A 13,195-nucleotide genomic window follows, 5' to 3' on the forward strand; every position below is an offset into this window, starting at 1 on the left:
TATGCCCGGTCCTGATCGCAACGATCAGCCAGGCATGCGCCCCTAGCTCAACGGATAGAGCATCTGACTACGGATCAGAAGGTTGGGGGTTCGAATCCCTCGGGGCGCGCCACATAGAGAAGCCGGGTCATCGACCCGGCTTCTCTGCGTCTATGGCAACGCCTTGAGCTGATCGGACAGATGGCGTCTTCCCGCGTTGGCGGCAAGCGCCGCAATCGATTCCAGGCTCATCGGCGCGAGTTCGAGCTGGCGCGCGAACTGGTCGAAGCGGTCTTGGAGCTCGTCGCGATTCGGTGAGCGGACCGAGTCGAAGTAGACCTCGACGCGCTCGAGGAAGGCCCTGGTCCGGGCGTGCGGAGAATCGCACCAGAGCTGGAAGACCGTGTCCCGGGAAACCTTGTACCGCCCGACTTGACCGATGTCCAGGCCGTTGCCGCGGGTGAGCTCCCGCTCGGGCAGGACCAGCCTCCAGGTCCCGTCGGTCTGCCGCTGTACGGCAGCGCGCTTCCCGAGCTTCCGGTGGTCGGCCCAGTCCGTGATGTTCGCCTTGTCGCCGCCTCCAAGACCCTGGGCTTCCAGGGCCTCGAGATGGGAGCGGGCGTACGCGTGCTGCCCGCAGATCTCACTGAGTTCAGGATCAGCCTCGCGGGACGCCTGAGTGTAGGCGAGATATTGCGGCTCTCCATAGCTCGATTCGGTGCGGACCAGGTAGACGGGCAGGCGAGCAGGCGTGTCCGCACCTATCGGGTTGATGTCCTCGATCCCCTCGGGGAGGTTGTAGCGGTCGCGTTCGGGGCTGTTCACCAAGTCCTGCAGTGCGTTCGCGCTCCTGCCCAGCGGCGGGCCGCCGAAGCGCTGGAAGCGGACGCCACCCGGACCGGAGACGAGGCGAGTGGCCTCGTACTCGGTGAGAACGGTGACGGCCCTGGTGTTGTAGTAGGGGCGGGTCAGCGGTCGGGAGCTCAACGCCTCGAAGTAGAGGATGCGGCGGTCCGCCTTGCGCACCTCGTAGCGCTTACCGTCCTCGACCGAGCGCTTGCCGAGCTCAGTGAGGCGGTAGTGCCCGCCGCTCTCGACCAGGTGCCCGATCCGGGCGAGGAAGCGCAGGGCGCGGTCGACGAGGGTCTCGTCGAGCGACAGGAACAGTGCGAGCTCGTTCACCGTCCCGAAGCCGCCGTACGCGATCGACTCCTCAAGGAACCGATCGATGAGTTCATACGGGCGACCTTCAGTGGTGGTCGCTTCGACTTCGACCCGCCACAGCGGCAGCAGGCCCGCGAGCACCCGAGTCGGCCGGAGGCCGAGGTCGTGCACGACGCGTTCGACGGCCGCCTCGCGCGGGTAGGAGAACAGTTGGTCGGGTCGGCTCAACGGTCAGCCTTCCTAGTCGAGGTCGCGGAGCAAGGTCTCGATCTCCCCGTAGGACCGGACGTCCCCGCGGAGCTTCAAGTGGACGTCGAGATCGGCCATCAGGTCGCGGAAGCCGCCGTCTGCGGCCGCCCGCAGCATGGGGAGGTCGCCGACCATCACCAGCTGGGACTTGGCGCGGGTGAACGCGACGTTCAGCCTCCGCAACTCGGCGAGGAAGCCGACGTTCCCCGCCCGGTTGCTTCTGGTGAATCCGTAGAGGACAACGTCGCGTTCGCCCCCTTGAAAAGAGTCGACGGTGCCGACGTTCAACTCGATGGTCTCGGCGCTGGCGATCCGGCGCCGCAGCAGGCTCTTGACCAGTTGGAGCTGTGCGCGGTAGGGCACGATGAGGCACCAGTCCCCGTCGCCGGGAAGATGGTCATAGTGGGCGGCGAGCCGGGCGAGCAGTTCGGCCTCGGCCCGGTTCGCGCAACCGGGAAGCGACCAGCGCTCACCGGCCCGCCCTCGGCTCTCCATACGGCGTTTCGCGGGGAGCGCTGAAGTGTCGATGAAGGTCATAGGGGTGAGCATGAGCGGGTCACGTCGGAATCCTCGGTGCACGGTTCGCAGCGCCGATCCGTAGAACTGCGCCGAGACGAAGTCGGCGATGGCTTCGGGCATGCGCCGCTGCTCGGCGAGTGCGACCTGGTGGCTGTCCGGCAGGTCGGAGCTGAGGACCTCCAGGGCGCTCTTGGCGAGCAGTTCGCGGACCGCCGGGTCGTCGACGCCCGCGCCCCATTGGGCGACTTCGGTGTCGAGGAACGGTGGCAGCTGCATGGCATCGCCGACGAGGACGCCTCTGCGGGCGCGGGTGAGCGGCACGAGGACGTCGTTGATGCCGATCTGCCCGGCCTCGTCGATGATCGCGAGGTCGAATTCGACTCCGGCGAGCTCGGGCCGGGACGCCGAGCCGATGCACGTGGCGGCGATGACGTCGGCGTACCTGATGAATTCGTTGCGGAGTTCGTCCGCTGAGGAGGAGACGGCGCCGAGCCAGCGGGTGAGTAGGTCCTTGCGGCGCCGGTATATCGGAAGGTCGCGCGCGAGCCGGTCCCGCCCGCGTTTGAGGACTGCCGTTGCGGCCCGCGGGTCGGCGAGGGCGTCTTCCCGGCCTGGCGGGTCGACGGCGACCAGACCGCGGAGCGACTTGGTGAGATCAGCGGCGGCCGAGGTGGCGTCGGCGATCGCGGTCTGCGCCTCGGTCTCGGCCCGGCGGCGCTGCTCGCGCGTTCGCCGGACTTCCGGGTCGGCCACGATCGCCTGGTCGCGTTCGCCCGTGACCCGGCGGTGCTCGGCTTTGAGCGCATCGAGGGCGGTGCGGGCGCTGATGCAGCGTTGTTCTGCCTTGTCGCCCAGTGGGGTCAAGACCAGGAAGACGAGCGCGAAGATGAGCCCGAGGATCGGGATGCCGGTGTGAGACCGGGAAGCGGCCGACCATCTGCGCCAGCGCTGTTCGGCCTTGCTGTGCCGTTCGTGCATCGCGGAGACGCTTTCGACCTCTGCGGTCAGGTCGGTCAAGCGCGAAGCGTACGGCGCGGCAGCGGTGGCCGCTGCGCGGCTAAGCACGCTGTCGGCGCCGTCCAGGTCGGCGATGCGGGCGTCGCAGTGGTCGATGCGAGCGGTGAGCTCCCGCAGCCAGGCTTCGGCGGTGTCGAGACTTCCGTAGGGGCCGATCGCTTCGGCGGTCGCGGCTCGGATGCGTTCGCGCAGTTCGCTCACGCGGGTGTCGAGCAGGTACGCCTCGCCTTCGGGCGTGACCGATTCGCGGTAGCCGACGCGCAGGACCTCCAGGTCGGCGGGCAGGTTGGCGAGCACGTTGTCGACCGCGCGGTTGGAGTGCGACGAGACCAGCACCTTCTGCTGGAAGTCGAGGACCGCGGCGCGGGCGATCTCGCTGATCGTGCGGGTCTTGCCGGTTCCGGGCGGCCCGTGGACGAGCAGGAGGTCCTCGACGGTCCCTGCCTTCTCGAAGGCGCGGCGCTGCTCGGGGTTGAGCGGTTCGCGCGGCTGGGCGTGGGTTTCGGGGATCTTGCGGACTTTGCGGTCGACGAAGACGTCGAGCAGGTGGGGGTTGTGCGCTTCGCGGGCGCGCAGGAGCTCGACGGCTTCGCGCTCACTGCGGAACACGGTCTCGTTCGGCGCTTCCTTGAGCGCGCCCACTGCCGGCAGCGCATCCCAGTCGATCGGCCGGTCGAACTTGACCGTGGCGGTGTTCCCGGCGATGCGGGTGATGCGACCGCGCATGTCGTCGTGGCCGACGACGTCGACGAACGTCCCTTCGGTGAACTCGTGGTCGCCTGCCAGTTCGAAGACGTAGGCCGAGCGTTTGCCGTGGCGCTGTTCGCCGGTGGAGCGCTTCGCGGTGTAGTCGGTCGCGCCGGTGGACTCGAGCTGGCGGCGCTTGATCCGCTGGGCCGCGTCGATCATGGCGTCGAGGCGGTCGAGGAACGCGGTCTGGGCTTCGCTGAGCGGACGTCTGCCGCGTTCGGCGGCGAGCATGGCGCGCAGGCGCTTCCAGGCGTTCACGATCTCGCCGATGTACGACTTCGATGCCGGCGGAATGTCGGCGAAGGTCCGGACGACCCGCCAGGCCCGGGGTTTGACGATGAGGCTCGTGTCCGCCAGCCGCTGGTGATCCCGCGGTTCGAGCGGTCCGACGTAGCCGATTCGGTAGACGTTGCGGTTCGGGATGAGGTAGAGCCGGATCTTCCATTCGGGAGTGTAGACGTACAGGCTCGGGTCGTCGCCAGGCTTCGGATCGGCAACGATCACGGGGACACCTCGGACACCGCTGCGTACGGCACCGCCGATTTCGTTGAGCCGATCCTGCAGTGCCGCGGGGTCTCGCGGCATACCGGGGTCGCGGCGGTGCTTGTCTCGCAGGTCGGACTCGAGTCGCTGGCTCGGCACCATGATGATCGGGCCGTTCAGGAGGACGGGGTGCAACTGGTCTCCTCACTTGAGCGAGTCGGCAGCCGATCGGAAGGCGTCGGCGAGCGCCGGGAGTCTCGGGCGTGCGGCGGGGTCGTTCGCGAGCGCTGCGGCGAGCGTCGTGTGCAGGGCTTCGAGCGGCGCTGAGCGGGGAGTGTGCGGCGGCGGGACGGGGGCGCGGGGTGGCGGGTGGCCGACGATGAGATGGTAGGCGACCGCGGCAACCTGGTACACGTCGGTGGCGGAGCCAGGGGAAAGCGGTGCGCGCCTTCGCTGTTCGGGTGCCGTGTACACACTGGAGGTCTCGCCGGGGCGCGGTTCGCGTCCGGCGTGGCCGAGGTCGCGCAGGGCCAGGCTCTCGGTGCCGGGCATGAGGATGCCGTCGAGGGTGAGGTCGCGGTGGCTCGCGCCGTGGCGGTGCAGTACGGCCAGGGTCTTGCACAGTCCGGCAAGCCCCCGGTACAGGCCGACGGCCGCCCAGTCGGTGAGCGGTTCGCCGTCGTCGGCGGCGAGCGCACCCAACGTTTCGCAGGGTCCCGCTTCGCGTCCCAGTGAGGGCCAGATGAGCGCCGAGCTGAGCGTGCCGCCTGAGGAGGCGATCTGGTCGGGCCTTGGAAAGCCGGATTGGTTTCCGAGGGTGTCGAGCAGGTCGTGCTCGCGCCGCAGCGCGACGCGGGCGGCATCGGCGCTCGGTCCCCCGCGGGGGCCGTGCACCTGCCGCAACCAGACGAAGCGGTCGGCGCGTCCACCGGTCGAGTTGCGGCGCATGGCGACTCCTCGGCGGAGGAGCGCCGAGCCGTCGGGTGTGCGGCGCTCGTCGACCAAGAGGTCGTAGAGCAGGTAGCGACTCCGTTCGACCGTGATCTCCAGGCCCGGTTCCCAGCGGTCTCGGCGCGGCGGTTCGGGTACGGCTTCGGCGAACAGCAGCTCGGGCTCGCCTGGAACCGCGAGTGAAGCGCCCGCTCCGGCTTGCAGTAGCCGCCCGAATCCGGCCTGCTGCTCGGCTCGCAGCGATTCGATCCGCTCGGCCGTCTCGTACTGCGCTGCACCGAGGTCGTCGATCCGGTCCAGGATCCTGCCGCTGGCGTCCGACAGCTCCTGGAACACCTGGTCGAGCCGTTCGCGCAGATCGCCCGCGGTGTTGGCGAGGGCGGTCTCGAATCCGCCGATGCGGTCGATGAGCCGGACCAGATCGGCTTGGAGACGGAGCGTCGCGTCGCCGTCGTGCTCGAACGTCGCGGTCAGGTCCGCTGTCAGTGCGGCCTCGGCCGCCGACGGCAGCTCCTGCTCGGCGGTGCCGCGAATGCGCTGGGCGCATCGCTGCACGAGGGCCGTCACCTGCGGGGAACCGACGCTGCCCGCGATCGCGGCGAGGGCGGCGGCCACCGCGCCGCCTCCAGCGACCGCCACAACGGCCGGCGCGAGGGTCGCGGAGGCGAGGACCGCGAGCACGGTGCCGGCGCTCGCGCGGCGGAACAGGTTCGGGGAGCGCTTGACGACCCGGCCGATCCCAGCCTGAGCCGAGACGGTCGAGTCAGCGTCCATGAGGGATCCTTCCGAGGAGGCGACGCAAAGTAACGCGAATCCTACAGTTGCTCACGGTCGCCGTCATCCCCCGAACACGCGGCTTTCCTACCGGCGCAGGCGGCCATGCTGGGCGAAGCACCGTCGATCAACAGGCCTGTCAGTCGGGCGCCCGGTACGCGACCAGGACAACGTCGACCGCTACTTCCCCGACGGCATTCCCACCGACCAGGCCGCGGCCATCGACCCGTTCGCAGACGCGCAGACGGTCGCAGCGCTCGTCCCCTTCGAGTCGCCGCGAACGTATGAAGATTTGCTTTGACCAGGACAAAGACCGACAAGCCGTCGGCGGAGAGACCTCCTCGGCATCCGCGTAGGCGGCCCCATCGAAGATGATGTTCAGGGCCGACCAGTCCGGGCTCTCCTGCATCCTGATCGAGGAGCACGGTACGGTCGCCGCCGTTGAGCAGGCCTTCGCTCGTCGAAGGCCAGGTCATGGGGCCTCTCACTTGAGCAGGTGCGCTAATCTCGTGGGCAATCCGCGTGAGCATTAGCTCCCCTACCCTCGAAGGAGCCCGCTGCGATGACGAATCTGGCCGAGCAGTACGGATCCGACATATCTCAGTACCCTGAGGCCGACTCCCCCGGTGCGGCGCAGCGCGTCCTCGAAGGCACGCCCGTCGTCGGCGGCGTCGCCCGCGCCGTCTACGGCGCCATCGAGGCCGACGACGCCGCCGGCGCCATCACCGCGGTCGCCGGAGAGGTGCAAGGCCTGGCGATGGAGGCGCTCTTCGCCCTGCGCGATCCGATCTACGCGCTCGCGGAGGCCGGGTTGACCATCGTCCTCGAACTGGTCGAACCGTTCAACGACGTGCTCGAGATGGTCTCCGGCGACCCCCAGGAGATGGCCCGCCAAGGCGAGGTCTGGGGCCAGGTCGCCGCAGCGCTGGAGGCGCTGAGCGGCGAGACCGGCCAGACGGTCGCGAGCAAGCTGACGGGCTGGCAGGGGAAGGACGCCGACGCGGCCTACGAGCAGCTGTACGCCGTCGAAGCGGCGATCATGGCCACGTCCCACGAGGCGCTGACCATCCAGACGCTGCTCGGTTGGGCCCAGGCGGCGGCCGAGGCCGTCTACGGCTGCATCAAGTCGATCCTCGCCGAGCTGGTGGCCTGGCTCATCACCCGTGGGCTCATCGCGCTGGCCAACAGCGCCTGGTCCTTCGGCGCGTCGGTCGCCACGTTCCTGCTGTCGGCGGTGGCGAAGAGCTTCGCCATGTTCACGCGGGTCATGGATCGGTTCAAGAAGGTCGTCAAGATCTTCGGCGGGCTCAGCGACTTCATGATCGAGCGCCTGAAGCGGAACCCGTTCCGCGGCATCAACCCCCTCAACGGGTTCGAGCTGGCGGGCAAGGACCTGTGGAAACGCGTCCTCGTCACCGCCGCTATCAAGGGCGGCACCGGCCTGCTGCAAGGGGCGGGAACCGCGATCGCGACGGGCGCGGGCGCGGCGCAGAACGCCGTCTCGGGTGCGATGTACTCGTCGTCCGGCGGAGGCGGACCGGTCACGGTGGACCTCGACTCGCTCGAAGGCGCGGCGGGAAGCCTCGAGGGGCACGCAGGGAATGCGGGTTCCATTCGCTGCGTGGCCGAGGAGGCGAGCGCGACCGAGATGGCGTGGGGACTTCCGGGCGCCGTCTACTTCGAGCAGGCGTACACGGAGGGCTGCGACGAGATGGTCGCAGCGATCACGGGAGTCGAGGACGCCCTCAACGGGGACGCGATCAAGCTTCGCGACTGCGCGGTCGACTACCGGGCGGCGGACGACGAGGCCGCCGCCGCGCTCAACGGTCTGCTCGCCGAGTTCGAGAACTGACGGGCAGTGCCGGTGTTCGATCTGCGGCGAGACGGCAAGACGCTCCTGGAGCGGGAGTGGCTGCAGGAAGGCGAGTGGCTGCGCGAGTGCGCGCCCTCGTGGAGCCTCACGGCGTTCGAGGGCATCCCGAAGCCGTATCCGACCGCCGGCCAGGCATGGGCAGCGGCCGGACGGTTCGTCGCACGCCTCCCCGTGTACCTGTTCGTCTCCTGGGTCGTGCTGCTGGCCGGGGAGTCCGGCGGCGACGTCGGGACGTCGAGTCCCCGCCGTCCCGCCGCCGTCGTCTGGGGTGACGGCCTCGCCAGCCGGGCCGGGAGCCTCGCCGCTCCCGCGCTGCGCCGACCCGGTATCTGGGCGCTCACCGACAGGCGGGTGGCGTTCCTCGGCGTGCGCGGCCGTACGCGCTCGCGCCTGCTCAGCGCCGCGCCGACTCCCCGAGGGTCCCATGAGGGCTACCGGCCGGCGCCGATCGAGACCGTCGCCGAGTTTCCGGCGGACGAGTGGGCATACGCGGGCACGGTCGAACGCACGCGCACGACTCGCCTCCTGAAGCGCACCAAGAGCATCGGTGAGTACGCCCGGATCGTGTTCGCCGACGGCTCGGGTATCGACGTCCGCAAAGGCTGAGGCTGGCGGTCGCCTTACTTTCAAGCAATCGATGCGCCGAGATGGGCGGCCAGCGCTGCCTCCAGGGGGTACGGCCGTTCGTCGGGGAGCATCATCCGGGCCGCGTCGGTGTCGCCCTTGGCCAGGTGCGTGTCGATCGTGCGGGACAGCTCCGTGACGTCGGCGATGCCGGTGATCCACTCGCCGAGGTATCGGTCGACCGCTTCGCCGGAGAGGCCGATCTGAATCGAGCGGTGGTCGAGGCGGTTCAGACGGAGGTCGCGCTCGGGGTCCCATTGGACGCGGACCGGGGAGGCGGTCAGGCGCTCCTTCCAGGCTTCGTGGGTCTCGCCGGGCGCCGGGGTGCTGCCGCAGGAGCGGGCCAAGGCCCATTCGAACCCGTCTCGGGCGATCGAAACGGCGAGGACGCGGGTCTGCCCCGCCTTGGCGGCCCAGCCGCAGCGGTACATCATCCACAGGAACGAGGGCTTGATCCAGGTCATGCGCTCGCGCTTGAACGGCGGGACGAAGGTCTGGGCGGCGAGCGCCGCTTCGGCGATCGCTGGGTCGTAGGCCTGGTAGACGGTGATCGTCTCCTCGTCGTGGCGGGCGCGGATCTGCCGGAGTGGGACTGGGTTCCGAGGGTCCTCCATGTACCGGATGCCGGCAGGACCCCAGAGCGAACGCAAACGCTATTCGGTCTTTCGCGAGCGGGCGGTGCGTCTCCCATGAAACGGGCGCCGCTCAGTTCGGTCGACACGGGTGTAGGCCGCCGAGCCCTCGGGTTCGGCGGCCTACGTTCGGCTCAGCGGTTCACAGGCGGTGTCTTGGGCGGTTGTTGGCGTGGATGAGGTCGCAGTGGTCGAGGCGCCAGCCGTGTCGGGTGGCGCGGAAGGTGAGCGTCATGGCCTGGTGGCGGATACCGTCTTCGACCATGGCGACGACCTCGGCGGTGTTCGGGTTGGGGCAGACCGTGCGGATCACGCGGACCTGCCTGAAGCGGGTCGGGACGCGGCGGCGGATTCTGGCGAAGGCGAGCCAGCCGGCGTCCGTGGCGAGCAGGCGGGCCTCGGCCGCGGGCTTGCGGCCGGTCAGGACGTTGAGGAAGTAGGTCGAGTAGCTGATGGCCTGTCGGCGCGACAGGCGGTGCGAGGCGGGCGCGAAGTCGTTGCTGCAGTGCATGGTTCCTCCAGTGATAGCGATCGGTGGGAGACCGTCACGACGGAGAATCTATGCATCACTGTCGGTGATTGCAAGCACACCGCTTGTCGCTGTTGCGGGTTCAGGGGGCCTCGATTGTGGAATGTACTGGCGGGCGCAGGGCCGGCCACCGCCTCGTAAGGGACAGGGAACCAGCGGTAAGTCGTGGGCCGTTGACGATTCCTACAAAAATGACCGATCTGGCTTCGGCGTGTCGCTCTGCCTGGAGTAAGCGGGAGTCATGCCTCCGTCCGGGCCGTCGGACTGGTTCCGGTGTCGCACACTGGAGCGGGTTCTCCCTACCCCCAAGGAGCGGATATGAACAGGCGCAACTTTCTTCGGGCCGTCGCCGTCGGGGCGCCACTGGCCACCGCTGGGGTGATCGGCGCCGGCGTCGCCTCCGCGGAGACGGCGAACTTCAAGGTCATGGTCACCGAACAGGTCACCAACAAGGTGTACGTGTTCGACAAGAGCAAGTCGTTCAGCAACGCCGACGCCTACAAGACGTGGAGCCCCGGCACCGGCGGCTGGTCCAATCTCTCGGACTGCCGCATCCGCAACACGGCCGAGTTCGGCGTCATCGGCCTGGCCGCCGCGTCGGGCGGCCGGGTCGGGATCTGGGACGTCACCAACGAGAAGGACCAGGAGCTCAACGACGTCCTGTGGAGCGCCGCCCCCGGCGGGAACCCGCATGCGCTGGAGCGCATCCCGAACCTCGGCGCGTTCGTCGCGGCCTCCTCGGACGGGTTCCTCACGGTGTACGCGCCGACGAAGATCGCCGACCCGTCGACGCTCGCCAAAGTGCAGACGGTCTCGCTCGCGGGCGCCCACGGGGTCGTGTGGGACCCGAACGACCAGCTGCTCTGGGCGTGCGGCGACAAGATCGTGCAGGCGTACACGGTGTCGGGCGCCTACCGGAACATCCGGCTCAAGGCGTCGAGCAGGAAGGTGACGCTCTCGGGGCTCGGACACGACCTGCAGCCGGACTACTCGAACACGGGGCGGCTGCTGGTCTCGGACACCTACGGCGTGTACTCCATCGACAAGTCGTCACTGGCGAAGTCCACACTGCACACGACGACGCGCGTCAAGTCGTACGTGAAGATGAGCACCGGTGAGTACTTCTACGTGCGCGGCGACAACGCGGGCTCGCGCACCTGGGGCAGCCCCACGGTGGTGTTCTCGCAGTCGGCCGACCGGACCAGGTCGGGCGCGGAATTCTACAAGGCGCGGTACTACGCGACCGCCTACAACTAGACCGACGATTCCTCTGTGATCACTTCGACGCGGTCGCCCGTCGCGACGGTCCCGGTGGCGACGACGTCGGCGTAACAGCCGAAGCAGGTGGCGCGCCCGAAGCCCGGCACGTCGACGCGGTGGTGCCCCGCGAGCGTCTTCAGCAGGGCCCGGTCGGCCGGCGACCCGCCGTGGGCGAGGGACGGGATGACGCAGCGCGGCGTCGGGACCAGGACCTCCAGGACCACGCCGGATCCGATCGCGATCCGCTGCCCCGGCCCGGGATCGGCGGGGAGGTCGAGGATGAGGTTGGGGCGGAAGCGGATCGGATCCACCGCACTGCCGTGCTCGGCGCTCAGGCGATCGAGGGCGCCGGTGGTGACGATGTGGACGGCGCCGAAGTCGAAGAAGCGGCCGCCGGCCGTGCCGACGTCGATCACGGCGTCGCCGCCGGGTTCGGCACCGGCGGCCCATTCGGGGATCATGCCCGGTTCGTCCGGCCACCAATGGTGGCGCTTCATCTGCGGCGGGGCGGTGCGGGTGAGCCGCACGGGCCGACCGAGCCGGGCCGAAACGGCGGCGTCGGCTTCCGGGCTGCCCGCCGGGGCTCCCGCCGTTCCGGGCGTGGCCACGAAGACCCGGTCTTCGGCGGGATCGTACACGGCGGTGACGTCGAGCAGGCCGCTCCAGAGGCGCGGTTGCTTCGCGCTGCCGATGGTGTCGTCCGCGTCCTGGCAGACCCAGGTGCGGTCGCCGTCCAGGCCGTGCTTGCCGAGGACGACTGCCGCGGGCGCCTCAGCGGCCGCCGACTTGAGCGGGTAGCGGTGGATCCCGACGACGGTCATCGCCGGTCCATTCGGACGTCTCGTTCCTCGATCACGGTTCGCACCTCTCCAGGCTAACGGGTGGCCTCTCGGCCGTTCGGGGGAGCCGCTGCCGGAGCCGCGGTCGATACGCTGATCAGATGGCGTGGTGGCAATGGACGGGACTGGCCTGCTTGGGGCTCTTGGCCGCCGGGATCGCGGTGATGGCGCGCATCGCCCGCTACTACGAGGACCACCAGATGGGCTTGGACTGGGGCCCGGGCCCCGACGGCACGCGCGTCCTCCTCGACACCGAGAACAACAACTCGAACTTCGAGCAGTGGGTGGGGTGGCACGTGCAGATGGAACGGGACTTCCGCGGACCGAACCCGCTGCCCTCACATCGACCGCCGGGCAGGGCCACCGACGAATCCGCCGACGGGTCCGACTGGATCGACTGGTGGCTGGAGCGATTGTCGTACTGCGACGAGCACCATTACGAGAACCCCGCGCGCGTCCGTGAGCGCATCGTCCAGGCGCGGCGCGAGGCGGGCCTGCCCGAGTTGTCGACCGGGGGTCAGGACTCGGCCGGGTAGTAGAACAGGATCGGCGACTCGGCGATCGTGCTAGGGAGCTCGGTCTCCCAGCGAGCGTTGCCCTCGTAGTCGGTGAAGGCGACCGCGGCGCCGTCTTGGGAGACGAAGCCTTCGGCGTGCATCGAAGTGCAGCCTCGGTCGCCGCCCTCGACGGCTTCACCGGTGTCGAGGTCGATCACGCGGGTCCCCGCCTCGGCGCGGATCGTGAAGCCGCCCTTGATCGCACCGTGCTCGCCGTAGTCGTCGACGATGCAGGCGTAGCGCCCGGTCGGGTCCACGTCGACCAGGCCGATCGTGAGCGGTTCGGCGCCTTCGAGCGACGAGACGGGGATGGTCTCCAGGATCTGCCCGGCCGTGTCGACGCGGTAGAACTCGGTGACTTCGAGGTCGTGGTAGATCGCCTGCGCCGTACCGTCTTCAGCGGTGTACCAGCGCAGCCGGCAGCCGTCGACCTCCAGGTCCACGGTGGGCGGCAGCGCTTCGGCGTCCGGCGAGTGCCACTCGGTCGGGCCCCAGGTCTCCACGGGCAGCGGCGTCGCACCGGCGCCGGTTTCATCGGCGCCGCCCCACACCGGCGCCCGGTGGGCGAGGACCGCGGAGCCGTCGGCGAGCCAGGCGGGGTCGATGCACGCGTGGTCGACGGGATACTCGACGGCCGTGGTGATCTCGCCGGTCCGCAGGTCGCCGAACCTCAAGCTCGCGTCGGGGTCCCCGCCGGCGACCCAGGCGGCGTACCGCTGGCGCGGGTCGACGCTCAGGGACGCGCGGAGGACCGTGCCGACGTCGCCGGACTCCTCCCAGACGCCGCTGAGGTCGAGCACGGGCTCGGCCGCGTCCCCGTCGGGATCCCAGCGGTAGAGGCGGTGGTCGTCGCCGAGCCCGTAGAAGACGCCGATGTCCGTGTCGGTGCTGCTCTCGGCGGTGCCGAGATTGCAGGCGGACAGCGTCGCCGCCAGCAGCAGCGCCGCCGCGGCCCCGGCGACGCGCTTGCTCTCGACCATGCGGTGCTCCTTCAT

At 69.5% G+C, this 13,195-nt stretch carries 11 protein-coding genes and 1 tRNA gene; 5 read left to right on the forward strand and 7 right to left on the reverse strand.

Annotated features, from left to right (window positions below):
• Window positions 1-36: 36 nt before the first annotated feature.
• Window positions 37-112: transfer RNA gene (locus tag K3N28_RS12440), tRNA-Arg, on the forward strand.
• Window positions 113-150: 38 nt separating this feature from the next.
• On the opposite strand, the gene K3N28_RS12445 is transcribed toward K3N28_RS12440, so the two are convergent.
• The 3 genes from K3N28_RS12445 to K3N28_RS12455 form a co-directional block, all read right to left on the reverse strand.
• On the reverse strand, window positions 151-1,371 hold the full coding sequence (locus tag K3N28_RS12445) for a hypothetical protein (protein ID WP_228092852.1): 1,221 nt from the start codon (window positions 1,369-1,371) through the stop codon (window positions 151-153).
• Window positions 1,372-1,383: 12 nt separating this feature from the next.
• Window positions 1,384-4,182, reverse strand: a complete 2,799-nt coding sequence (locus K3N28_RS12450; RefSeq protein ID WP_228092853.1) for a DEAD/DEAH box helicase — start codon at window positions 4,180-4,182, stop codon at window positions 1,384-1,386.
• Between the two features lie 183 nt (window positions 4,183-4,365).
• Window positions 4,366-5,886: a hypothetical protein gene (locus K3N28_RS12455; RefSeq protein ID WP_228092854.1), complete on the reverse strand. Its 1,521-nt coding sequence runs from the start codon at window positions 5,884-5,886 to the stop codon at window positions 4,366-4,368.
• Between the two features lie 562 nt (window positions 5,887-6,448).
• Here K3N28_RS12455 and K3N28_RS12460 point away from each other — a divergent pair.
• Both K3N28_RS12460 and K3N28_RS12465 read left to right on the forward strand, forming a co-directional pair.
• On the forward strand, window positions 6,449-7,738 hold the full coding sequence (locus K3N28_RS12460) for a hypothetical protein (RefSeq protein WP_228092855.1): 1,290 nt from the start codon (window positions 6,449-6,451) through the stop codon (window positions 7,736-7,738).
• A gap of 6 nt (window positions 7,739-7,744) precedes the next feature.
• The gene (locus K3N28_RS12465; RefSeq protein WP_228092856.1) at window positions 7,745-8,365 is read left to right on the forward strand and encodes a hypothetical protein; all 621 of its coding nucleotides are present in this window, start codon (window positions 7,745-7,747) and stop codon (window positions 8,363-8,365) included.
• A gap of 20 nt (window positions 8,366-8,385) precedes the next feature.
• Here K3N28_RS12465 and K3N28_RS12470 read toward each other — a convergent pair whose 3' ends face one another.
• Both K3N28_RS12470 and K3N28_RS12475 read right to left on the reverse strand, forming a co-directional pair.
• Window positions 8,386-8,997, reverse strand: a complete 612-nt coding sequence (locus tag K3N28_RS12470) for a DUF4291 domain-containing protein (RefSeq protein ID WP_228092857.1) — start codon at window positions 8,995-8,997, stop codon at window positions 8,386-8,388.
• Between the two features lie 160 nt (window positions 8,998-9,157).
• Window positions 9,158-9,526 (reverse strand): Rv3235 family protein, encoded by a 369-nt coding sequence (locus K3N28_RS12475; RefSeq protein ID WP_228092858.1) that lies wholly within the window; start codon window positions 9,524-9,526, stop codon window positions 9,158-9,160.
• Between the two features lie 336 nt (window positions 9,527-9,862).
• Here K3N28_RS12475 and K3N28_RS12480 point away from each other — a divergent pair, with 336 nt between their 5' ends.
• A complete protein-coding gene (locus K3N28_RS12480; protein WP_228092859.1) occupies window positions 9,863-10,801 on the forward strand; it encodes a DUF6528 family protein in 939 nt (312 codons plus the stop codon).
• Here K3N28_RS12480 and K3N28_RS12485 read toward each other — a convergent pair.
• A complete protein-coding gene (locus tag K3N28_RS12485) occupies window positions 10,798-11,625 on the reverse strand; it encodes an MOSC domain-containing protein (protein ID WP_228092860.1) in 828 nt (275 codons plus the stop codon). The two genes, K3N28_RS12480 and K3N28_RS12485, sit on opposite strands and share 4 nt — an antisense overlap.
• A 119-nt stretch (window positions 11,626-11,744) precedes the next feature.
• Here K3N28_RS12485 and K3N28_RS12490 point away from each other — a divergent pair, with 119 nt between their 5' ends.
• Window positions 11,745-12,179 (forward strand): hypothetical protein, encoded by a 435-nt coding sequence (locus tag K3N28_RS12490; protein ID WP_228092861.1) that lies wholly within the window; start codon window positions 11,745-11,747, stop codon window positions 12,177-12,179.
• Here the strand turns inward: K3N28_RS12490 and K3N28_RS12495 are convergent.
• The gene (locus K3N28_RS12495) at window positions 12,161-13,180 is read right to left on the reverse strand and encodes a hypothetical protein (protein ID WP_228092862.1); all 1,020 of its coding nucleotides are present in this window, start codon (window positions 13,178-13,180) and stop codon (window positions 12,161-12,163) included. The two genes, K3N28_RS12490 and K3N28_RS12495, sit on opposite strands and share 19 nt — an antisense overlap.
• Window positions 13,181-13,195 lie beyond the last annotated feature (15 nt).

This window comes from Glycomyces sp. TRM65418 (genome assembly GCF_019710475.1).
Lineage (GTDB): Bacteria > Actinomycetota > Actinomycetes > Mycobacteriales > Micromonosporaceae > Glycomyces.